Origin of the sequence: Alpinimonas psychrophila (assembly GCF_014137865.1) — a bacterium.
GTDB lineage: Bacteria > Actinomycetota > Actinomycetes > Actinomycetales > Microbacteriaceae > Alpinimonas > Alpinimonas psychrophila.
The window spans coordinates 54,122-74,368 of the sequence record NZ_JACGWU010000004.1 but is presented as its reverse complement, the minus strand read 5'-3'; the positions used below and the strand labels follow the sequence as shown (position 1 = coordinate 74,368).

21 protein-coding genes are annotated in these 20,247 nt (G+C 58.7%); 11 read left to right on the top strand and 10 right to left on the bottom strand.

From position 1 onward, the window contains the following. Positions 1–8: 8 nt before the first annotated feature. From paaE to paaA, 5 genes are read right to left on the bottom strand one after another with little or no spacing between them, the layout of a single operon-like run. Positions 9–1,139, bottom strand: a complete 1,131-nt coding sequence (paaE, locus tag FB555_RS07325) for a 1,2-phenylacetyl-CoA epoxidase subunit PaaE (protein ID WP_182484828.1) — start codon at positions 1,137–1,139, stop codon at positions 9–11. Positions 1,140–1,142: 3 nt separating this feature from the next. Continuing rightward, positions 1,143–1,670, bottom strand: coding sequence for a 1,2-phenylacetyl-CoA epoxidase subunit PaaD (gene paaD, locus FB555_RS07320; protein ID WP_182484827.1), 528 nt, complete (start codon positions 1,668–1,670; stop codon positions 1,143–1,145). Further along, complete coding sequence (paaC, locus tag FB555_RS07315; protein WP_182484826.1) at positions 1,664–2,524, bottom strand: 1,2-phenylacetyl-CoA epoxidase subunit PaaC; 861 nt, start codon at positions 2,522–2,524, stop codon at positions 1,664–1,666. The genes paaD and paaC overlap by 7 nt, the downstream gene beginning before the upstream one ends. Further along, positions 2,521–2,826: a 1,2-phenylacetyl-CoA epoxidase subunit PaaB gene (gene paaB, locus FB555_RS07310; protein ID WP_182484825.1), complete on the bottom strand. Its 306-nt coding sequence runs from the start codon at positions 2,824–2,826 to the stop codon at positions 2,521–2,523. The genes paaC and paaB overlap by 4 nt, the downstream gene beginning before the upstream one ends. Beyond that, the gene (gene paaA, locus FB555_RS07305) at positions 2,823–3,827 is read right to left on the bottom strand and encodes a 1,2-phenylacetyl-CoA epoxidase subunit PaaA (protein ID WP_425485605.1); all 1,005 of its coding nucleotides are present in this window, start codon (positions 3,825–3,827) and stop codon (positions 2,823–2,825) included. Before paaA ends, paaB begins: the two co-directional genes overlap by 4 nt. A gap of 126 nt (positions 3,828–3,953) precedes the next feature. Between paaA and paaI the strand changes: the two genes are divergently transcribed. From paaI to FB555_RS07290, 3 genes are read left to right on the top strand one after another with little or no spacing between them, the layout of a single operon-like run. Further along, entirely contained in the window at positions 3,954–4,382 is a 429-nt protein-coding gene (gene paaI, locus FB555_RS07300) for a hydroxyphenylacetyl-CoA thioesterase PaaI (RefSeq protein WP_182484824.1), read from the top strand. 24 nt (positions 4,383–4,406) lie between these two features. Further along, positions 4,407–5,726 carry a phenylacetate--CoA ligase PaaK gene (gene paaK / locus FB555_RS07295; protein ID WP_182484823.1) on the top strand — a complete coding sequence of 440 codons (1,320 nt, stop codon included), beginning with the start codon at positions 4,407–4,409 and terminating at the stop codon, positions 5,724–5,726. A 45-nt stretch (positions 5,727–5,771) separates the two neighbouring features. Further along, complete coding sequence (locus tag FB555_RS07290) at positions 5,772–6,371, top strand: TetR/AcrR family transcriptional regulator (protein WP_182484822.1); 600 nt, start codon at positions 5,772–5,774, stop codon at positions 6,369–6,371. A gap of 6 nt (positions 6,372–6,377) precedes the next feature. Here FB555_RS07290 and paaZ read toward each other — a convergent pair whose 3' ends face one another. The 4 genes from paaZ to FB555_RS07270 are packed head-to-tail and all read right to left on the bottom strand — an operon-like array spanning position 6,378 to position 11,286. Next, positions 6,378–8,435 carry a phenylacetic acid degradation bifunctional protein PaaZ gene (gene paaZ / locus FB555_RS07285; protein WP_182484821.1) on the bottom strand — a complete coding sequence of 686 codons (2,058 nt, stop codon included), beginning with the start codon at positions 8,433–8,435 and terminating at the stop codon, positions 6,378–6,380. 60 nt (positions 8,436–8,495) lie between these two features. Further along, the gene (locus tag FB555_RS07280) at positions 8,496–9,371 is read right to left on the bottom strand and encodes a 3-hydroxyacyl-CoA dehydrogenase family protein (RefSeq protein ID WP_182484820.1); all 876 of its coding nucleotides are present in this window, start codon (positions 9,369–9,371) and stop codon (positions 8,496–8,498) included. Beyond that, positions 9,368–10,102, bottom strand: a complete 735-nt coding sequence (locus tag FB555_RS07275) for an enoyl-CoA hydratase-related protein (RefSeq protein ID WP_182484819.1) — start codon at positions 10,100–10,102, stop codon at positions 9,368–9,370. The genes FB555_RS07280 and FB555_RS07275 overlap by 4 nt, the downstream gene beginning before the upstream one ends. Further along, entirely contained in the window at positions 10,102–11,286 is a 1,185-nt protein-coding gene (locus FB555_RS07270; protein WP_182484818.1) for a thiolase family protein, read from the bottom strand. The genes FB555_RS07275 and FB555_RS07270 overlap by 1 nt, the downstream gene beginning before the upstream one ends. Positions 11,287–11,584: 298 nt before the next feature. Here FB555_RS07270 and FB555_RS07265 point away from each other — a divergent pair, with 298 nt between their 5' ends. Beyond that, positions 11,585–12,541: a DMT family transporter gene (locus FB555_RS07265; protein WP_182484817.1), complete on the top strand. Its 957-nt coding sequence runs from the start codon at positions 11,585–11,587 to the stop codon at positions 12,539–12,541. Here FB555_RS07265 and FB555_RS07260 read toward each other — a convergent pair. Further along, positions 12,450–13,361, bottom strand: a complete 912-nt coding sequence (locus tag FB555_RS07260; RefSeq protein ID WP_182484816.1) for an IclR family transcriptional regulator — start codon at positions 13,359–13,361, stop codon at positions 12,450–12,452. The genes FB555_RS07265 and FB555_RS07260 overlap by 92 nt on opposite strands. 155 nt (positions 13,362–13,516) lie before the next feature. On the opposite strand from FB555_RS07260, the gene FB555_RS07255 reads away from it, so the two are divergent. Genes FB555_RS07255 through FB555_RS07225 form a run of 7 tightly spaced genes read left to right on the top strand, consistent with a single transcriptional unit; the run spans position 13,517 to position 20,188 of the window. Beyond that, entirely contained in the window at positions 13,517–14,188 is a 672-nt protein-coding gene (locus tag FB555_RS07255; protein ID WP_182484815.1) for an ABC transporter permease, read from the top strand. Further along, on the top strand, positions 14,181–15,194 hold the full coding sequence (locus tag FB555_RS07250; protein ID WP_182484814.1) for a betaine/proline/choline family ABC transporter ATP-binding protein: 1,014 nt from the start codon (positions 14,181–14,183) through the stop codon (positions 15,192–15,194). Before FB555_RS07255 ends, FB555_RS07250 begins: the two co-directional genes overlap by 8 nt. Before the next feature lie 6 nt (positions 15,195–15,200). Continuing rightward, entirely contained in the window at positions 15,201–15,989 is a 789-nt protein-coding gene (locus FB555_RS07245) for an ABC transporter permease subunit (RefSeq protein WP_182484813.1), read from the top strand. Positions 15,990–16,049: 60 nt separating this feature from the next. Next, complete coding sequence (locus FB555_RS07240) at positions 16,050–16,988, top strand: glycine betaine ABC transporter substrate-binding protein (RefSeq protein WP_182484812.1); 939 nt, start codon at positions 16,050–16,052, stop codon at positions 16,986–16,988. Positions 16,989–17,047: 59 nt separating this feature from the next. Next, positions 17,048–17,551 (top strand): formaldehyde-activating enzyme, encoded by a 504-nt coding sequence (fae, locus tag FB555_RS07235; protein ID WP_182484811.1) that lies wholly within the window; start codon positions 17,048–17,050, stop codon positions 17,549–17,551. 3 nt (positions 17,552–17,554) lie between these two features. Next, positions 17,555–18,658, top strand: a complete 1,104-nt coding sequence (locus FB555_RS07230; protein WP_182484810.1) for an enolase C-terminal domain-like protein — start codon at positions 17,555–17,557, stop codon at positions 18,656–18,658. A gap of 15 nt (positions 18,659–18,673) precedes the next feature. Next, the gene (locus FB555_RS07225; RefSeq protein WP_182484809.1) at positions 18,674–20,188 is read left to right on the top strand and encodes an aldehyde dehydrogenase; all 1,515 of its coding nucleotides are present in this window, start codon (positions 18,674–18,676) and stop codon (positions 20,186–20,188) included. Positions 20,189–20,247: the final 59 nt, after the last annotated feature.

Genomic DNA, 20,247 nt, shown 5'->3' with positions numbered 1-20,247 from the left:
AGTCTCCTTTAGACGTCGTAGTCGACGACGACGGTGTCGCTCACGGGATGCGACTGACAGGTCAGTACGTAACCACGCGCTAGTTCGTCGGGTTCCAGTGCGTAGTTCTCGGTCATTTTGACGTCACCGCTGACAACGCGAGCGCGACACGTACCGCACACGCCACCGGCACACGCAAAGGGCACGTCGGGCCGCACGCGCAAGGCCGCGGTGAGAATACTCTCGTTGGCATTGACCGGTGTGGTGACGGTGGCACTCTCGCCATCCAGCGTGAAGTTAATCTCAAAGGTCTTGTCGCCACTCAAAACGACCACGGGGCGCTGGTTGCCATCCTCGGGCTTGTAGGGTTCACCGGTCGAGAAGAGCTCAAAGCGAATGTCCGAGGCGGGAACGTGCACGTCGGCCAACGTGTCGCGGCATAGCTGCACCAACTCGAATGGTCCGCACAGGAACCATTCGTCCACCGTGCTCGGCCGAATGATGGTGGCAAACATGAGACGCAGCTTCTCTTCGTCGATGCGTCCCGAGAGAAGAGGAGACGATCGCTGCTGGCGCGAGAGCACGTGATACAGCTCAAAACGGGCGGGGAACTTATCTTTAAGGTCTGCCAGTTCGTCGAGGAACATGACATCCAGCGCGGTGCGGTTTGTGTACACCAAGACGAAATGTGACGTGGATGATTTCTCCAGCACCGTGCGCGCCAACGACATCAATGGAGTGATTCCCGAGCCTGCCGCGATGCCTACGATTCGGCGGTTGTCGAGATCGTCAAGGCCTGTCGTGAACGTTCCCTGAGGCGTCATGACGTCCATGGCCATCCCCGCGAGCAACTCACTGTTGGCCCACGTGGAGAAAACGCCCCCAAGATCCCGCTTGATGGCGACACTCACCGAGCCCACCGTGGGGGGCCGGCAAATGGAGTAGCTTCGGCGCAATTCACGACCGTTCAGGGTCGAGCGCAACGCGAGGTATTGCCCCGGCGCGTAGTTGTATTGCCCGTGAAGCGCCTCGGGCACCGCGAACGTCACTTCCACGCTGTCGGCGGTAAGTGGGCGAACACTCTCGACCATGAGGGAGTTGAACCGCGCCCGGTTTTTGGGAGCGATCAGTGTTTTTGTGACCTGTGTTTCTATGACCATGTTTTACAGCACCTTGAAGTAATCGAATGGTTCGAGGCAATCGCGGCATTCGTAGAGGGCCTTGCAGGAGGTAGACCCAAACCGGGACAACTCCGTGGTGTTCAGCGACGAGCACTGCGGGCATTTAACAGCCATCTGCAACCGCACAACGCCGGGCTGGCGGGCCGTTGCGTGACCGTTGGGGGCAGCAATCCCATAGGTTTCCAGCTTCGCCTTGCCGTCGTCACTGATCCAGTCGGTGGTCCACGCGGGGCTCAGCACAATCGTGACCGCAACATTCTTGTAACCGGCTGACGTGAGGGCCGTGTGCACATCCGTTTTCATGGCATCCATGGCGGGGCAGCCGCTATAGGTGGGCGTGAGAGTCACGGATGTTCCCGCAGCCGTCACCTGAACCGACCGCAAGACCCCGAGATCCTCAATGGTGAGAACGGGAATCTCTGGATCGGTGACAAGCGCGGCAACGTTCCACGCTTCGCGGGATGCCGCATCGTGGGGAAACGGCCGCGCGATTGTGGCGAAGTTTACCATGTCGCTCCCGGGTGAGCCCGGGCGAGTACCTGCATCTCTGCCAACATGAAACCGAGGTTCTCGGAGTGCTTTCCGCGACGTCCCCCACCGGAGGAAATGAAGCCGCGGGGTTCCTTGAGCTCGCACTCCGCGAGAACGGTGAGCATGCCTGCTTCGACGACGTCGCGCAGTGTCGACGGACGAACGGCAATGCCGTCCAACCGGTCGATGAGGGGCTCATCGGTGAAGATCTCATCGACATACGGCCAGATATCGGTCAGCGCGATAATGAGCCGCTCACGAGATTCCTCGGTGCCGAGCGCGAGGCGCAGCATCCATAGGTCGGCGTGTTCGCGGTGATAGTCGACCTCTTTGAAAGCCTTGGCCGTGATAGCCGCCAGCGTGGAATCCCCCGAAGACTGCAACCGGCGGTAGAGCTCAAAGTGGTAGTGCGAGGCAATGAATTGGCGCACGATGGTGTGGGCGAAATCACCGTTGGGTTGCTCAAACAGGTGCGCCGAGAAAAACTCGGGTTCGTTACGCCAATAGGCCAAGTCGTCTTCACTCCGGCCGGATGCCGAACCAGCGAAGTGCAGGAGTGAACGCGCGTGCCCGATCAGGTCAAGGGCGATGTTGCCGAGTGCAACGTCTTCTTCGAGCTCGGGAGCCCGTGAAACCCACCAGCCCAGAGACTGGGACAGCATGAGGGAATCATCCCCCAACCAGAGCGCGTATTCGGCGATGTCCGCGGTGGCTACCGAGGCGCCCACGATCAGTTCGGCCGACAACACGACGTCATCCACGGCTACGTGACCATGTTGGTCTAGACCGTGTTCGTCGATGCCTGCTTCGTGTCCAAGATTACTGGCACTCACAGGTGCTTCACGCCTTCGCTCTTGGTGTAATAACTGGCGTGGCGATAGTTTTTGCCCGCGGGAGATTCGAAGAAGGCACCCTTCGCATCCGGATCGCTGGTGGTGATGGCATCGGCCGGAACGACCCACACCGAAATTCCCTCGTTACGACGGGTGTAAAGGTCGCGAGCGTTGCGCACGGCCAAGATCGAGTCGGGTGCGTGCAGGGACCCCACGTGGGTGTGGCTGATTCCGCGGCTCGCGCGCACGAAAACCTCCCAGAGGGGCCAGATTTCTTTTTCGTCGTTGCCGGGAGAAGTCATGAAGCAACCGCCATTTCCTGAGTTTGCTTACGGGAATAGGCTGCCGCTGCATCGCGCACCCAGCGTCCGTCTTCGTGAGCTTCGCGACGACGCTGAAGGCGACGACCGTTTGCGGGACCGCGGCCAGCGAGAATCTCGTGAAACTCGGTCCAATCAATTTCTCCCAGATCGTACATTCCGGTCTCGTCGTTCCACTTGAGGTCAGGGTCCGGAAGGGTGAGCCCGAGGACCGCGGCTTGAGGAACGAGCATGTTGACAAAGCGCTGGCGCAGTTCGTCGTTGGAGAAACGCTTGATCTTCCAAGCAGTGGATTGCGCCGAGTTGGGCGAATCGTCGTCGGGGGGGCCAAACATCATGAGGGCGGGCCAGTACCAACGATTCACAGATTCTTGGGCCATCGCGCGTTGAGCGGGGGTGCCGTTCATGAGTTCGAGGAGAATTTCGAATCCTTGACGCTGGTGAAAGGACTCTTCTTTACATATGCGCACCATGGCGCGTCCATACGGGCCATAGGATGCTCGGCACAACGGCACCTGGTTGCAGATTGCCGCGCCATCAACGAGCCAGCCAACGGAACCCATATCGGCCCAGGTAGGGGTTTCATAGTTAAAGATCGACGAGTAACGGGCCTTGCCGGCGATGAGCTGGTCCGTCATTTCTTCGCGCGAGATTCCCAAAGTCTGGGCAGCAGAGTAAAGGTAGAGACCGTGGCCGGCTTCATCTTGAACCTTGGCGATGAGTACTGCTTTGCGCTTGAGGCTGGGGGCGCGGGTAATCCAGTTGGACTCAGGCTGCATCCCGATGATTTCGGAATTGGCATGCTGCGAAATCTGGCGAATCAGTGTCTTGCGGTACCCATCCGGCATCCAGTCACGGGGCTCAATGCGAGAGTCAGCTTCTATCAAGGCGTTGAATTGCTCTTCCTCGGGAGTGGGGCTCGCGTTATTTCCTGCACCGAGCGCACTGCGGATAGGGTGGGGAACCCGGGGGCTTGTCATCATCGACTCCTCTGTCTTTCACACTTATTACCAACCGAACGTCCAGTTAGTATATAGTGTCTCTTACGGGTCGGCAACATTTTCCCGTGCGAGACGTGAGACGCCGTTCGCTCAATGAGGAGAACCACAATGACGGATGTCCGCCCGCCCGACAATAGGGTGCTGATGCGTCGCGATCGTGTAGCGGACCACTTGGGTTTCGTGGTCACTCGAGACGAACCCGGACTGACCGTTATCTCCATGGCGGTTCGCGATGACATGCTGAACGGTTTTGACGTCACGCACGGTGGCGTTATTTTCTCGCTGGCCGATACGGCCTTCGCTTATGCCTGCAACGATGACGACCAGATCACTCTTGCCGCTGGCGCAGACATTGCTTTTCTCAAGCCGACCTTCGTAGGCGACACCCTCCGGGCCACCGCCGCTCTGAGAACCCAGGCCGGCCGCTCCGGTATCTATGACGTCTCCGTCACGAACCAAGACAACCTCGTGATCGCCGAATTCCGCGGGCGCAGCCGCAAAACCACCCTTCCTCTTCCCGGTTCAGCCGGTAAATAAAGCCCCCGTACCGTTAGGACAAACATGTCATCGTTGACCAAGACTCGACTTCACGCACCGGCCCTTGCCGAGCTCGATCCCGAAGAGCGCATGTCGCGCGATGAGATTTGCTCCCTTCAGCTGACCCGCCTGCAACAAACCGTACGCCACGCCTACGCTAACGTTCCTCTATATACGCGCAAGTTTGACGAGGCTGGCGTGCACCCCGACGACATCCGGACGCTTGATGACGTCACGAAGTTACCCTTCACCACCAAGGATGACCTGCGCGTTTCGTACCCCTTCGGGATGTTTGCCGTCCCCATGGATCAGGTCGCCCGCATCCACACCTCATCGGGAACGACCGGTCTCCCCACCGTCGTCGGCTACACCAAGGAAGACCTGCGCATGTGGGCTGGCCTCGTCGCCCGCAGCTTGCGTGCCGCTGGCGTTCGCCCCGGCATGAAGGTGCACAATGCCTACGGTTACGGGCTCTTCACTGGCGGACTCGGTGCCCACGCTGGCATCGAAGCCCTCGGCGCAACGGCCATCCCCATGTCGGGTGGGCAAACCTCGAAGCAGGTGCAAATGATTCGGGATTTCGAACCCGACGTCATCATGAGCACCCCCAGCTACCTGCTTACCATTTCGGATGCCATGGCGAAAGTTGGCATGGACCCCCGTCGCTCCAGCCTCAAGGTGGGCGTCCTCGGTGCCGAACCCTGGACCAATCAGATGCGCCTTGAGCTGGAGAATCGTCTCGACTTTGATGCCCTCGACATTTACGGCCTCAGTGAAGTCATGGGGCCCGGTGTGGGAAGCGAATGCATCGAATCCAAGGACGGGCCGCACTTGTGGGAAGACCACTTCCTTCCTGAGGTCCTCGACTCGGCAACCCTCGCGCCCCTCAATGATGGCGAGACTGGCGAACTTGTCTTCACCTCCCTCACCAAGCAGGCTTTCCCCGTCATTCGCTACCGCACCCGTGACCTCACGCGACTTCTGCCAGGCAGTGGTCGGCCCGGAATGCGTCGCATGGAAAAAATTACCGGACGCAACGACGACATGATCATCCTGCGCGGAGTGAACCTTTTTCCGACTCAAATTGAAGAGATCGTTTTGGGAATCACCCATCTTTCCCCCCACTTCGTCATTGAGCTCACCCGTCCAGAACGCATGGACCAACTCACGGTGCGCATCGAACGTCACGAAAGCTCCAGTTCGGCGGATTCGACGCTCGCCTGCACCGTACTCGTCAAGAAGGTAAAGGACCTCATTGGCTCAAGCATCGCGGTGACCATTTTGGAACCCGGAGAACTTGCACGCAGCGAAGGCAAACTTCGCCGGGTCTACGACTTGCGCTAGAACATGGCCGCCACAGTAGGTCCCCTGCGTGGGATAATAGGCACGATGTCTGAGAGTCCTTCGCCCAAGCGCGGCCGCCCCGGTTACGACCAACGTGCCGTCCTCGAAGGGGCGGTGGCCGCGTTCAACGACTTCGGCTATGACGCGACCTCCATGGGAGTGTTGGCGGCCCGGCTTAACTTGTCAAAGGCCGCGATCTATCACCATGTTTCCTCCAAGGAGGAACTGCTGCAGTTGGCTTTGGACGAAGCCCTCGACGGCCTCGAAGGTGTTTTGCTCGAAGACGGCGCCCTCCAAGGGCGCGCCATTGATCGCCTCTCTCACGTGCTTCGCGGAGCCGTCTTCGTGCTCACCGACCGCCTCCCGTATGTCACATTGCTCTTGCGGGTTCGCGGCAACTCGCTCATCGAACGGGCCGCCCTGGAGCGTCGCCGTAACTTTGACCGCGCCGTCACGGCGCTGGTCACAGCGGCTCGCGACGAAGGTTCTCTGCGCGACGATATCGACCCCGGCGTTGTCACCCGCCTGCTGTTCGGCATGGTGAACTCCCTTGCCGAGTGGTACCGGCCCACTGGGCATGAAGATGCCCTGCAGCTTGCTGACGACGTGCTCAACGTTGCTTTGAACGGATTGCAATCGCGCTGAGCTGCCCTAGTCTTTCTCCACCAGGGTCAGCACGTCGTAGTTCGCGACAATCTCTTCTTTTTGGTTGGTCAGCACGGCATCCCAGCGAACCTCACCGTACTCATCGGTCTCGCGGGGCGTGATTTGCTTGGCCGTGAGGGTCACCCGAATGCTGTCGCCGGGGGAAACTGGCGTGATAAAGCGCAAGTTTTCCAAGCCATAGTTAGCCAGAACCGGGCCCGGTGCAGGGTCAACAAAAAGGCCGGCGGCCCACGCGATCAGCAGGTAACCGTGCGCCACGCGCCCCGGGAAGAAGGGATTCGCGGCGGCAGCTTTCTCGTCCATGTGGGCATAGAACGTGTCACCGGTGGTGTGTGCGAACGCTTCAATGTCGGCCAGCGTAATGGTGCGTGCCGCCGAATCAATCTGGTCTCCAAGACAGAGTTCAGCCACGGTCTTGCGGAACGGATGGCGGTCACCATGCTGCACTGCAGCCCCCGCGTGCCAAATACCGGTGATGGCGGTGAGCATGTCGGGGGAACCCTGAATTGCCGTGCGCTGCATGTGGTGGAATACCGCACGGATGCCCCCCAATTCTTCGCCGCCCCCGGCACGGCCGGGCCCGCCATGAACAAGCTGCGGCACGGGAGACCCGTGACCGGTGGAGCTGCGGGCGTCATCGCGGTCGAGTAAAAGCACGCGGCCGTTGAAGGCGGCAATCCCCTCCATGAAGGCCATGGCCAGTTTGGGGTCGTGGGTGGCCACACTGGTGACCAGCGATCCACCGCCGCGGCGAACCAAGTCGACGGCTTGAGCCACGGTGTCGTACCCAATGACGCTGGCTACCGGACCAAAGGCTTCAATCTCGTGCACGGCATCAGCCTGGGCATCGGTGAAGCGCAAGAGCATCGGTTCGAGGAAGGCACCGGCAGCCGCATTCAACACGGAACCGTCCAGACCGCGCACCACAGGAATATCGGTGGAACCCATCACGATTTCGCCGCCGGCGGCCCGCAAGTTTTGCACCTGACGCAGCACCTCATCGCGCTGCTCCAGTGAAGCCAAAGGCCCCATGGTGACACTCTCAGCGCGAGGATCGCCGAGCACAATGCGCTCCGCGATGCGTTCGGTAACCGCTGCTACCACGGAATCCACGAGCGCATTTGGCACGATAACGCGACGAATAGCGGTACATTTCTGGCCGGCCTTGACCGTGATTTCCGTGACAACCTGCTTGATGAAGGCCCCGAACTCCGGGGTGTCTGGGGTGGCATCCGTGCCCAAGATGGAGGCATTAATCGAGTCGGTTTCGCTCGTGAAACGAACACCACCAACCTGCACGTTGGCGTGCGAGCGCAACTTCTCAGCCGTAGAAGCCGAACCCGTAAAGGCAACGAGGTCGCCGAGCTTGAGGTGGTCAAACAGGTCGTGAACACTGCCAGAGACCAACTGAAGCGAGCCAGCCGGGAGAAGACCAGACTCAACGAGGATGCGCACGAAAGCCTCCGCGACATACCCAGTTGGGGTGGCGGGTTTCACTACGGTGGGCATACCGGCGAGGAAGGCTGGCGCAAATTTCTCCAGCGAACCCCAGACGGGGAAGTTAAAAGCGTTAATCTGCACGGCGACTCCGGGCAGTCTCGTGAAGATGTGGCGGCCGAGGAACGAGCCATCCTTCGACAGCGGCTCGACAGCGCCGTCCGCATAGATCTGAGCGTTGGGAAGTTCGCGGCGACCCTTCGACGAATACGTGAAGAGCACCCCGATACCGCCGTCGATGTCGACCATGGAGTCGATCTTGGTTGCCCCGGTGCAGCTCGAAAGAGCGTAAAGCTCCCTCTTGCGCTCGGTGAGAACGAGCGCCATCTCCTTGAGCAACAATGCGCGCTGGTGAAAAGTCAGCTCACCGAGTGAAGCTTGGCCAACGGTGCGGGCGTAATCCAGAGCGCCTGCTAGATCGAGACCGGCGGTGCTGACGTTCGCGACGATGGCACCGGTGGACGCATCACGAACAGCCACAGCCGTGCTCGTGTCGGCTGGGGTCCACCACGCATCATTGACGTAACTAGGCAAAATGTTGTTCATGGGAGATTCTCCTTTGAAGGGGGTTCGGGCGACGCAGAGGGGTGATGTGGCGGCGCTAGGTCAGTCTTTGTCCCACGAGTAAAAGCCTTGGCCGGTTTTGCGCCCAAGCTTTCCTTCGGCGACGAGGGTGCGCAGGAGCGCTGGCGGCTCGAATCGAGCGCCCAAACGTTCATGCAGGTATTCGGCAATGCCGAGGCGCACGTCGAGACCCACCATGTCGGTGAGTTTCAATGGGCCAACCGGATGCTTGTACCCAAGCGTCATCGCAGCATCAATATCCTCGGCGGAAGCAACGCCCTCCTCGAGCATGCGTATGGCTTCCAAGCCGATCGCGACGCCGAGGCGAGACGAAGCGAATCCTGGAGCATCATTCACCGTGATGGGAGTCTTACCCAGTGCGCGAACCCAGCATTGGGCCTCAGCGGTCAGCTCCGCGGGAGTTACTGAGCCGACCACGATTTCCACGAGGTCGGAGGCGGGAACCGGGTTAAAGAAGTGGAGTCCAAGAAATCGTTCCGGGCGCTTCAGCTGAGCGGCGAGGTCATTGATCGAAATGGACGAAGTGTTCGACGCAAGTGCGGCGGTGGCGGCGAGCTGGGCTTCGATTCCGGTCAGAGCGTCGATCTTGAGGTTCCATACTTCTGGCACGGCCTCTACGACGAGATCGCTACCCGCAAACAGCGCAACATCGTGACCGACGGCGAGACGCTCCGTCAGCGCCTCCAAGGTTTCAACGGTGACCCCGCGAGTGATGCTCGCCTCGATAGCCCGAACAACCCGCCCCTTGGCCGCTTGCGCCTCTTCATTGTTGCGCTCCACAACGGTGACGCGGGCTCCCGCCAGCAAAAATGCGTGGGCGATGCCCGCACCCATCCGTCCCCCGCCGAGAACTCCGACCCGGTTCGGGACTTTCGCGTTACTCACGTTTTCGGTCATCGTTTTTTCCTCTCGAGGAAAGCAGTCATTCGACGAAACTTTTCCGGAGACTCGAACAACACGGCTTGAGCCTCGTTGTCGGCTTGCGGATGTCGTTCGCGGGGAAGGTGAAAGACTTCCTTGGTGATTTGCACGGCCAGCGCATCCTGACTCGCAATGCGGTCGGCCAGAGCGTGGGCGCCGGCGAGAAGGGTCTCTGGCGGATGGATCTCCGTTATCAAGCGAACGGCGAGAGCTTCGTCGGCGTTGAGGATTCGCCCGGCCATCAAGATTTCTTTTGCGAGCGGTTCGCCCACGAGTTCGTTCAAACGCCAGGATGCTCCGGCGGCAGCCAGAATTCCGAGCCCCGTTTCGGGGTTGCCAATTTTGAGCGTGGGCGTGCCCACACGAAAGTCGGCAGCGTACGCAAGCTCGGCACCACCGCCGAGGGTGTAGCCGTCCAGTGCGGCAATAACCGGCATCTTCAATGCGGCAATGCGCACGAAGATGGTGGAGTTGATGCCTTGTAGGGCATCCGCCGCACGCCGTTCCCGCAACTGGGCGATGTCCGCACCGGAGGCAAAAACGCCACCGGAACCCGTGATGATCAGGATCTTGGGGGCGTCTTCGAGTTCGCCACACAGCGCATGCAGCTCATCGACGAGAGACTGGTCGATGGCGTTTCGAGTCTCCGGGCGATTAAGCGTGGCGATGACACGATCCTCACGCCACTCCAGTTGCAGAGCACCCACTAGACGCGCTCAATAATGAGGGCGGAACCTTGGCCAACCCCCACGCACATGGTGGCGAGGCCGTAGCGCTCATTTTCGCGTTCGAGGCGACCAAGCAACGTCACGATAAGGCGTGATCCACTGGAGCCGAGCGGGTGACCCAACGCAATTGCCCCGCCCAGACGGTTAACTTTTTCAGGATCGAGACCCAGAAGACGGATGCTGGCCAGCGACTGAGTCGCAAAAGCTTCGTTGATCTCCACGGCCCCGAGGTCCTCGATAGACAGGCCGCTCCGGGTGAGAGCCCTCTGCGTGGCACCTACTGGCCCAAGACCCATGATCTCGGGGGCGAGTCCCACACTTGCACCGGTGACGATGCGCGCGCGGGGGGTCAAACCGTACCGCTCCACGGCCTCGCCGCTGGCCACGAGAATCGCCGAGGCGCCGTCATTCAAGGAACTGGAGTTGCCAGCCGTCACCACGTTGCCGCCAGGGACAACCGTTCGGAGGGCGGCCAAGCCGTCGCGTGTGGTTTCCCTGCGGGGACCTTCGTCCACCAGAACGTCACCCTTAGCGGTGGGCACGGCCACGATCTCGTCGACAAAGTGTCCGGCGTCGATGGCCGCGATCGCACGCTGATGGCTAGCATAGGCGAAATCATCTGCCGCCTCGCGGCTGATGCCCTCATGGCGGGCGACTTCCTCTGCTGTCTCGGGCATCGAGAAGGTGGCTTTGTCGCGGGCCACCAAAACGGGGTTCGCGAAGCGCCACCCGATCGAGGTATCGAATTGAGCACCCGGCTTCGCAAACGCACGTTCCGGCTTGGACTGAACCCAGGGGGCCCGGGTCATTGATTCAACACCGCCAGCAACGATCAGGTCGGCGTCGCCCGCGCGAATGGCCTGGGCGGCCATGGTGATGGCTGACATTCCCGAGGCGCACAACCGGTTGACAGTGATTCCGGGAACGGTGTCGGGGAGACCCGCCAAGAGCACGGCCATACGTGCAACGTTGCGGTTGTCTTCACCGGCCTGATTGGCGGCGCCAAGGATGACTTCTTCGATGAGTTGCGGGTCAATCCCGGCACGGCGCACGGCTTCCCGAACAACGATGGCCGCCAAATCATCAGGCCGAACCATGGCCAGTGCCCCGGCGTAACGCCCGACAGCGGTGCGTGTTCCTCCAACGAGGTAGGCTTCAGCCATGTTTTCTCCCGACAACGATGTCTCTGGAACGTGTCCCAATTCATCCGAATAAATGACCGGACGTTCGGATAGTAATTCTCGCAGATTGGGTTCCTGCGTGCAACCCGGCGAGCGCGTGCAGAAACCGTCGACGCGCTCGGCTGCAATGAGGGCACGGTTCTGGGTCGGCTATGTTAACGTCTCGTTCTCTTCAGTAGGCAAATTTAGTCTCAGGCTACTGAGGTGAGAATGAGCCCCTTCAGATCAAATAGTGGCGACAGCGAACTTGATTTCATCGTGCTCTGTGTAGTCTGTGCGCATGACGACAACCCCCGGGGATACTCCCGCCCACGAACATGGTTGGAAGGGTCAATACCTTCTTCTGGGGCTGATCTGGGGAAGTTCTTTCTTCCTCATTGACGCGGGGCTCACTTTTCTGAACCCCTCCGGGGTGACTTTCTGGCGCTCCCTTCTTGGTGCCCTGACGCTGTCTGGACTACTGCTCATGGGCCGCACGAGCTTTCGAATCGATCGAGGAACACTTCTGCACCTGTGGGTAGTGGCGCTACTGCTCAACGTTGTGCCGGGCCTACTTTTTGCTTTTGCGCAGGAACGCGTCAGTACCGTCGTTGCCAGCATTGTTAATACTGCGACCCCGATAATGACGCTTGTGGTGATGGTCGCGTTGTTCCGCGGCGAACGGGCCACCCACCGTCAAGTACTGGGTGTTTTCATTGGATTGGGGGGCGCTCTTGTGGCATTGGGCGTCGGTGAGGGCGGTTTTGGCCAGAACGACCCCCTCGGAGTCATCGCCATATTCGGGGCGATCACGTGTTACGCCTTCGCGTTCCCCTACGCCCGCAAGCACGCCCTCACGCGGGGCCACAATGCCTCGAAACTGGCAACTTGGCAGCTCATCCTCGCCGCCGTCACCCTCCTGCCTATCTATCTTGCGTCGGGCAACCTGATGACAGCGCTTCCGTCCTTGGGTGCCGTTATCGGCTTTGCTTTGTTGGGAATCGTCGCATCCGGCTTTGCCTATGTCTGGAATTTCAACGTTGTTCAGCGCGCCGGCAGCGCCGTCGCAAGCTCGGTGACGTATCCCACACTCATCGTCTCATTGGTCATCGGATGGCTCGTTCTCGGTGAGCCCTTCACGTGGAACCTCCCCATAGGAGCTCTGCTCATTGTTGTGGGCTCCGCGATTGCCCAGCAGGGCTCGATGCGGCTTTTAGCGAAGCTGTCGCGCCCAAGTGCCGCGAAAATTCTTCGCTGACTTCCCTGACGACAATCCCAACTTGATCCAATACCGGTGCAATCCTTGTCTTCGGCGCGCTCAGATTAATGACACCCACAATGCGATTCGACGAATCTCTGATGGGGGCTGAAGCCCCTACGAGGCCCATCTCAAACTCTTCATCAACAACGGCATAACCCTGGCGACGTATATTTGTGATTTCTTGGAGGAGGTCGTCGAAAGTGTTGATCTTCGAGCGTTTGGCATCTGGCAGAGCTCCGAGTGCTTCGTTCTCTCCCTGGATTCCATTGAGAAGCTCCCTCTTTGTGACAAGGGCATCTGCACTGTGCTCGTTGTACCAATCGCGGAGCTCCTCCTTGGTCCAGTCGCTGATCAGTGCTCGGCCACTGGATGTGCGCAAAGCAGGAACGCTCACGCCTTCCCACCCAATTCCGCGAAATGCTTGGTTGGACATCTCGCTTTTGAGTGTCAGAACGTTACCGCCGCGCAGTACGCAAAGGTGCGCGGTCTCATGGGTTCGGTTCGCAACCCTGCGAAGGAACTGACCGGCTTGTTCGACGAGACGAGCCTCCCTGGTGCGAGCAGCGAGCGCGTAGAGCTGGAAGCCCAAAACATATTTCGCGTTCTCCGGATCTCGGCTAACGAAGCCCGTCTCAGCTAGCGTTGCCAAAGTTCGAGAAATCTGTCCCTTGTCACGCCCAGTAATTTCAGCGACTCGCGAAACACCGAGACCTCCTAATCGCAGGGCTTCCGGAGTGGCAAGAACCTCGAGCAATTCCAAATCACGACGCAACCCCGACGTGTTGAGGCGCGGTGTGCGTGACGGCGTTTGCACCATGAAACTTCTCCTTGTACCCAATCGTTACCAATTCTTGTTGACATATTAGCAACTCTCGTTGTGACCTGAGCAACCTTGGCTTATGTTTAGCCAGCTGGAAGAAACACCCCACTTTTTGCCGAAAGGCTCTCAAAGACGAGAAGACAGAGGAATACATGAGCGGCAAAGGCTACGACCTTGGCCTTATTTGGGCGTTTCTCGCCAATAAATCCGAGGAAATTCTTGAGCTGACGGGGCAACATATCGTCGTCGTGATCATTTCTGTTCTCATAGCGGCTGTGATGGGCGTCGGAGCGGGCATCCTGGTGTGGAACAAACCCACCGGACGCGGCTTCGTGATTGCTGTGGCCGGCGTGATTTTGACGATTCCGTCCATGGCAATGCTGGCCCTCATGATTCCCTCTCTGGGGTTGGGGTGGGTCCCCACGGTTGTGGCGCTGAGTTTGTACTCTCTGTTGCCGATTGTGCGAAACACCATCGTGGGGCTGAGAGAAGTTTCGCCAGCTGTTCTCGAATCTGCGGCCGCCATGGGAATGACTCCCCTCAAAGTAATGTTCGCGGTGCAAATCCCCATCGCGTGGCCCGTCATTCTTACCGGACTTCGTGTCGCTACCCAGCTGGCCGTGGGCATTGCCGCGATTGCCGCCTACGTCGCCGGTCCTGGAATGGGAACCTACATCTTTAAGGGACTCTCGATGCTGGGCGCCAAGAACGCGCTCAACTTTGCTCTTACCGGCACCATTTGCGTCATTCTCATTGCGCTTGTCCTGGACGCATTCTTTATTCTCATCACCCGCATAACAACCTCAAGGGGCCTCCGTGATTAAGACAACTTCCACCAGTGGCGTCGGTATAACGCTGGAGAACGTTTCAAAGTCCTATAACTCCAGCGCTCCTGCAGCCGTGGATAATTTTTCGATGAACATCAATCCTGGTGAGTTCATCATGCTGGTCGGTCCTTCCGGTTGCGGAAAAACAACCACCATGAAAATGATCAATCGCATCATCGAGCCCACCTCGGGCAAAATCATCATCGACGGTCAAGACGTGCTCTCGCTTAACCCGAGCTTCTTGCGGCGCAACATCGGGTATGTCATCCAGCAAATTGGCCTATTTCCCCACATGACCATTGCCGAGAACATCTCGGTTGTCCCCAATCTCTTGGGATGGTCGAAAGACAAGACAGCAGACCGCGTCGAAGAATTGTTGGCGCTCGTTGAGCTCGACGGCGGAAGTTTTGCGCGCCGGTACCCTAAAGAACTCTCCGGTGGCCAGCAACAGCGCGTCGGTGTTGCCCGCGCCCTTGCCGCAGATCCTCCCGTCATGCTGATGGATGAGCCCTTCGGTGCTACGGACCCCATCACCCGCGAGAAGCTTCAGTTGGAGTTCCTGCGCTTGCAGGAGTCCATGCACAAGACAATCGTTTTCGTCACGCACGACTTCGATGAAGCTTTGAAGTTGGGGGATCGCATCGCCGTCCTCAGCGCCGGTTCTCAGATTGTGCAATTTGATACGCCCGCCAACATCTTGTCCAATCCTGCAAACGAGTATGTCTCCTCTTTCATAGGGCAAGGCGCAGCGCTCAAGAGCCTGGCCCTGATTGATGTCGCTCAGGCGAAATTGCTTCCGGCTTCCGCAGCAACATCTTCGCCCCACTCCGTGGCAACTTTTGACAACTTGCGAACCGCGCTGGATCGCGTTGTTTTGGCGGGAGGACATCCCGTTGCGGTGCTCGACGAGGCAGAGCGTGTTGTTGGCGCCATTGGAATTGAAGAAATTTCTGACGCCCTCGGAGCGGATGTTCGGAATTTGAGCCCAGAAAAGGCTGTGTGATTCTCCGTGACGAATCTGGCGCAAACCCAGACCCAACTCTTGAGCGTCCAAACCGCGCCGTCTCAGAAGCGTTTCTTCACTGCGAAGCGTTTCCTGACGCCTCTCCTTATCGTCGTGGCACTCGGCGGCCTCCTGATTTTCCTGGCCGCACGCGGGGAGCCTGACAAAATTGAAGCTTTCGCCCTCAACTGGCCCTACATGTTGGCCCGGGTCTGGGAGCACACCGTCTTGGCCGTCTCAGCGACCCTCTTAGTCGCAATCATTGCCATTCCCGCCGGGATCATCTTGAGCCACACCCACAACCGCTGGGTGCGAGGCTTTGTTCTGGGCATTGCAAACATGGGCCAAGCGACCCCCGCGGTGGGCGTCATTATTTTGTTCGCGTTGATCTTCGGTATTGGGATTCCGACCGCGATTGCGGCCCTCGTGATCTACGCGCTCTTACCCGTTCTGCGAAATACCATGGTGGGAATATCCCAAATTGATGCGTCGGTCATTGAGTCAGCACGCGGAATGGGCATGACAACGATGCAGATTCTGCGTCGGGTGGAGCTACCCCTCGCAGTTCCCGTCATTCTGGCCGGATTTCGAACGGCCCTTGTTTTCAGCGTCGGCGTCGCCACCATTGCGACCTTCATCAACGCTGGCGGGCTTGGCGAAGTCATCATTGTCGGGCTCAAGCTAAGCCGACCAGCCGTCCTCGTTACAGGCGCAATCGTGGTCTCGTGCATCGCGCTCTTAATGGACTGGCTCGCAGGACTGGCGGAGGATCACCTCCGACCAAAAGGTGTCTGAATCCGGGGTTTTTGAGATTCAGCAAGCAAGAACGGTAATTACATCAACTAAGGAGCTCTAATGAAACGCAGCATGAAGACCGTTGTGGCTTCGACGATTCTCGTCGGTAGCCTCGCACTTGCAGGGTGCGCCCCTGCGACAGGAACCGATCAGAACGCGGGCAAAGATGCCCCCCTCACCGGATTGACAGGAACCGTAGGCGCAAAGGATTTCTCAGAGCAGTACATCCTGGGAAACATGGTCAGCATTCTTCTCAACGACAATGGTGCCAAAACTGACTACAAGACCATCGTGGGTTCTGCCAACGTGCGTACTGCTTTGACGTCCGGTGAATTCATCGGATATTGGGAATACACAGGAACATCGTGGCTGGCATACAACAAAAAGGATGCTCCCGTAGTCGGTGTTAAAGCACAGTATGACGCCGTGAAAGAAATCGATGCCACTCAAGGTGTCGCTTGGCTTGACGGAGCACCCTTCAACAACACGTATGCCTTTGCCATTAAAAGCGACAAAGCAAAAGCGCTCGGTGTCAAGACTCTCTCCGACGTTGCCAAGCTGCCTGTTGCCGACCAGACCTTCTGTGTCGAAAGCGAATTTGCTGCGCGCCCTGATGGTTGGGCTGGAGTAAAAACCACCTACGGCATGCCTGGCGCAACAACCATCACGCTCGACACCGGTGCAATCTACTCGGTGACCGCTGATGGCAAGGACTGCAACTTCGGTGAAGTCTTCGCAACAGATGGCCGCATCAAGGCTCTTGATCTCACCGTCATGGCTGACGACAAGGCGTATTTCCCCGTGTACCAAGGTGCTTTCACTCTCATGCAGGCAACTCTTGATAAGTACCCGGCAACTGCGGGCATCCTCAACAAGTTGACGGTTTTGCTGACCGATCAGGTCATGCAAACACTGAACGCCAAGGCTGATGTCGACGGAGACGACCCTGCCGATATCGCCCGGACCTTCCTCGTCGAGCAGGGCTTGATAAAGGGCTAACTGCACGACCCGCAGTACCAGCACTAACCGCACCAACAAACGACGTAAGGAAAACTGAGATGACCTTTCACATTGGCGAATCATTCATTGGTTCGGGTGTCAATGCTGCACATATCAACACTGTGTACGGCCACCGTGATGGGCCAGCGGGGGTGGCCTGGGCTTCGGCCCTTGCCACTCCTTCTCAGGGACACGTCCCCTTCGTTGTCGTTCTTCAACCGTCGCTTCCGGTCAAGCCCATGACGCTTTTCGTCACCAAGGCTGCCGCTGCAAGCGACCTGCACGGAAACCTCATTTGGGGCGCCGCGCAAGCCGGTGTCGCCGGAGGCGTAGCGGATGCTGTCGCCGCCGGTGATATCCCGTCAGAAACCGTCGACGAGTTCGCCATCATTTGCGCCGTCTGGGTCAACCCTCAGGCAGACGACGAGCAGGCCGTCTTCGACAATAACCGCCGGGCCACCGCCGAGGCTCTCTCCAATGGAGTCAAGAATTTGCCCCGCCTGGAGGACGTCCTCAATAACCGATCGCGCCCCTTCAATCCATTTTTTGCAGCCAAGGAATAACCCGTGAAAATCACCTCGATAGACCTCACCCGCATGAATCTGCCGCTGACGCCCGCGTTCAATGCAGCGTGGGATCCCGAGCCCCGGCGCAATTTTGAGGCGACCCTCGTAACCGTTCACACCGATGACGGTGTCATCGGTTACGGTTCGGGCGATTCGATGGATGGCTTCGAAGCCTTTCGTCACCTCTTTATTGGAACTAATCCGCTTGAAATTTTGAACCAAGTCAAGCGTATTGAGACCATTAATTTTCATGGGGGTCGTTATTGGCCTCTTGAGGCCGCGCTCTGGGACATCATTGGGAAGGTTGCCAACCTCCCCGTGGCAACACTGTTTGGCGGATCCGTAGATCGCCTTCCGGCATACGCCTCTTTCGGCGAGCTTCGACCAACGGCTGAGCGCGTTGCCGCCACAGTTGCCGCGAGGCAGCTCGGCTTTAAAGCGGCCAAACTTCGCATTGCCCGCAACAACCTTGATGAAGGCATCGCCACCGTTCGCGCCATGCGCGCCGAAGTTGGCGATGATTTCGACATCATGGTGGATATGAACCAGATGTGGCGCATGTCGGGGGATATCGTCGGTGCCCTGAGCTTGGCCACGGTGCGAAAAGTTTCCGAACAGTTGCACGAACTAGGCGTTCTTTGGGTAGAAGAGCCGCTCCCTCAAACTGACATCGTTGGCATCAAGCAAGTGCGCAGCCACGTAGGAATCCAAGTCTCTGGCGGTGAAATGGTCAGAAGCCTCGCTGAGCTGGCGCACCTTGTCGACCAAGACACCTTTGATATCTATCAGCCGGATGTTGTGTTGGCAGTCGGCATGTATCGGGCACGCCAGATTGCCGATGCGGCAGCGCTCAAGCACCGCCAGTTCACACCGCACTCCTGGACAAACGGTCTCGGCGTTCTCGCCAACCTGCACGTTTCGGCCGGCGTCGGTGGCGGACCCTACTTCGAGTTCCCGTTCGATCCTCCAGGGTGGACCATAGAAAGACGCGACTTCTTCCTGGCCCCCACCCCCGTGAATGCCGATGGTGACATCGTTGTTCCGAATGCCCCTGGGCTCGGAGCCGAGATTGATTTCGCGGCCGTCAAACACTTCACGATTTAGGACACACACATAACCATGGATACGCGGCAAGACTGGATCACGCGGGCGAATGCCCTCAGCCCCAAAAATGACCTCTTTATTTCTGGTGCCTTCGTGCCCGCTGAGAGCGGTGATCGTTTTGACACCATTGCCCCCCGGGATGGCACGGTTATTACGACCGTTGCTCGCGGGCAAGTTGAAGACGTAGACCGTGCTGTTCGCTCGGCTGCTTCTGCCTTTGACTCGGGGGTCTGGTCGCGTTCCGATCCACGACACCGCCAGCAGGTGTTGAGTGCGTTTTCCGATCTGATTCTGGAGCACCGCGAAGAGTTGGCGCTTCTGGAATCGCTGGAGTCAGGGCATCCCATTGGCGACGCCCTGAACGTTGACGTTCCCACGGCCGCACGAACATTTCGGTGGTATGCCGAGGCTCTCGACAAGGTCTACGACGAGGTCGCGCCCACACCACGGTCGGCCATGGCCACTATTAGCCGTGAACCCTTGGGCGTTATCGGTGCCGTTGTTCCCTGGAACTACCCTTTGATTATTACGTCGTGGAAAGTTGCTCCGGCGCTGGCAGCGGGTAACTCCGTCGTGTTGAAACCGGCTGAAAACACGAACCTCTCCGCCCTGCGGCTGGCTGAATTAGCTCATGAGGCGGGCATCCCTGCGGGTGTATTCAACGTCGTCACCGGGTTAGGCAACGAAGCCGGTCAGGCCCTGGGGCGTCACCCTCTCGTCGACAAAATCACGTTCACAGGCTCTCCAGCCGTTGGTCGGCTGTTTCAAACCTATGCCGGTGAATCAAACGGCAAGCAGGTGGCTTTAGAACTCGGGGGAAAATCACCGCACATTGTTCGCGCCGATGTCCAAGACCTGGAGGCGTGTGCCACGGCAATTGCGTGGGGAATCTTCTACAACGCAGGCCAGACCTGTCACGCTGGATCGCGGCTGCTGGTGCACGAGTCAATCCACGATGAGCTACTCGCTGCCATCATTCGTGTGGGATCGTCCCTCGTCCTCGGCGACCCTCTCGACCCGGCCACGCAAGTAAGTGCCATCGTGAGCGAACGCCAGCTCGAACGTGTGCTGGGCTATTTTGACGTTGCACGCCAAGAGAACGCTTCTTTTGCCATGGGCGGAAAAAGAATCACACCGGCTGAGGGCCTTGAGAGTGGGTTCTTCATTGCGCCCACCATTCTTGACCACGTCGACAACGCGGGGCGAATTGGCCAGGAAGAAATCTTTGGCCCCGTCTTGGCAGTCTCCACTTTTAGCTCCGACGCCGAGGCCCTCGCTCTGGCCAATGACTCGGAATACGGTCTCGCCGCCAGCGTATGGACCCAAGACATTACTCTCGGTCATCAGCTCGCGCGGTCCATTCGTGCCGGAACAGTCTGGATAAACACTTTTGATGTCTCCGATGTCATTGTTCCGTTCGGTGGTTTCAAGAATTCTGGCTTCGGCCGCGACCGATCGCTTCATGCTCTCGACGCCTATTCTGCGTTGAAAACAACGTGGCTACACCTTGGGCCCGACGTCCTCTCCTAGGCTCCGTTAACGTTTCGCAATCACCCCTGCAACATCCTCCATAGCCCACTCATTCATAG

What these genes read in the sequence shown, in the direction of transcription:
- paaE (WP_182484828.1), bottom strand. Translation starts at nt 1,139, where the DNA reads ATGGTCATAGAAACACAGGTCACAAAAACACTGATCGCTCCCAAAAAC.
- paaD (WP_182484827.1), bottom strand. Translation starts at nt 1,670, where the DNA reads ATGGTAAACTTCGCCACAATCGCGCGGCCGTTTCCCCACGATGCGGCA.
- paaB (WP_182484825.1), bottom strand. Translation starts at nt 2,826, where the DNA reads ATGACTTCTCCCGGCAACGACGAAAAAGAAATCTGGCCCCTCTGGGAG.
- paaA (WP_425485605.1), bottom strand. Translation starts at nt 3,827, where the DNA reads ATGATGACAAGCCCCCGGGTTCCCCACCCTATCCGCAGTGCGCTCGGT.
- paaI (WP_182484824.1), top strand. Translation starts at nt 3,954, where the DNA reads ATGACGGATGTCCGCCCGCCCGACAATAGGGTGCTGATGCGTCGCGAT.
- paaK (WP_182484823.1), top strand. Translation starts at nt 4,407, where the DNA reads ATGTCATCGTTGACCAAGACTCGACTTCACGCACCGGCCCTTGCCGAG.
- FB555_RS07290 (WP_182484822.1), top strand. Translation starts at nt 5,772, where the DNA reads ATGTCTGAGAGTCCTTCGCCCAAGCGCGGCCGCCCCGGTTACGACCAA.
- paaZ (WP_182484821.1), bottom strand. Translation starts at nt 8,435, where the DNA reads ATGAACAACATTTTGCCTAGTTACGTCAATGATGCGTGGTGGACCCCA.
- FB555_RS07280 (WP_182484820.1), bottom strand. Translation starts at nt 9,371, where the DNA reads ATGACCGAAAACGTGAGTAACGCGAAAGTCCCGAACCGGGTCGGAGTT.
- FB555_RS07270 (WP_182484818.1), bottom strand. Translation starts at nt 11,286, where the DNA reads ATGGCTGAAGCCTACCTCGTTGGAGGAACACGCACCGCTGTCGGGCGT.
- FB555_RS07265 (WP_182484817.1), top strand. Translation starts at nt 11,585, where the DNA reads ATGACGACAACCCCCGGGGATACTCCCGCCCACGAACATGGTTGGAAG.
- FB555_RS07260 (WP_182484816.1), bottom strand. Translation starts at nt 13,361, where the DNA reads ATGGTGCAAACGCCGTCACGCACACCGCGCCTCAACACGTCGGGGTTG.
- FB555_RS07255 (WP_182484815.1), top strand. Translation starts at nt 13,517, where the DNA reads ATGAGCGGCAAAGGCTACGACCTTGGCCTTATTTGGGCGTTTCTCGCC.
- FB555_RS07240 (WP_182484812.1), top strand. Translation starts at nt 16,050, where the DNA reads ATGAAACGCAGCATGAAGACCGTTGTGGCTTCGACGATTCTCGTCGGT.
- fae (WP_182484811.1), top strand. Translation starts at nt 17,048, where the DNA reads ATGACCTTTCACATTGGCGAATCATTCATTGGTTCGGGTGTCAATGCT.
- FB555_RS07225 (WP_182484809.1), top strand. Translation starts at nt 18,674, where the DNA reads ATGGATACGCGGCAAGACTGGATCACGCGGGCGAATGCCCTCAGCCCC.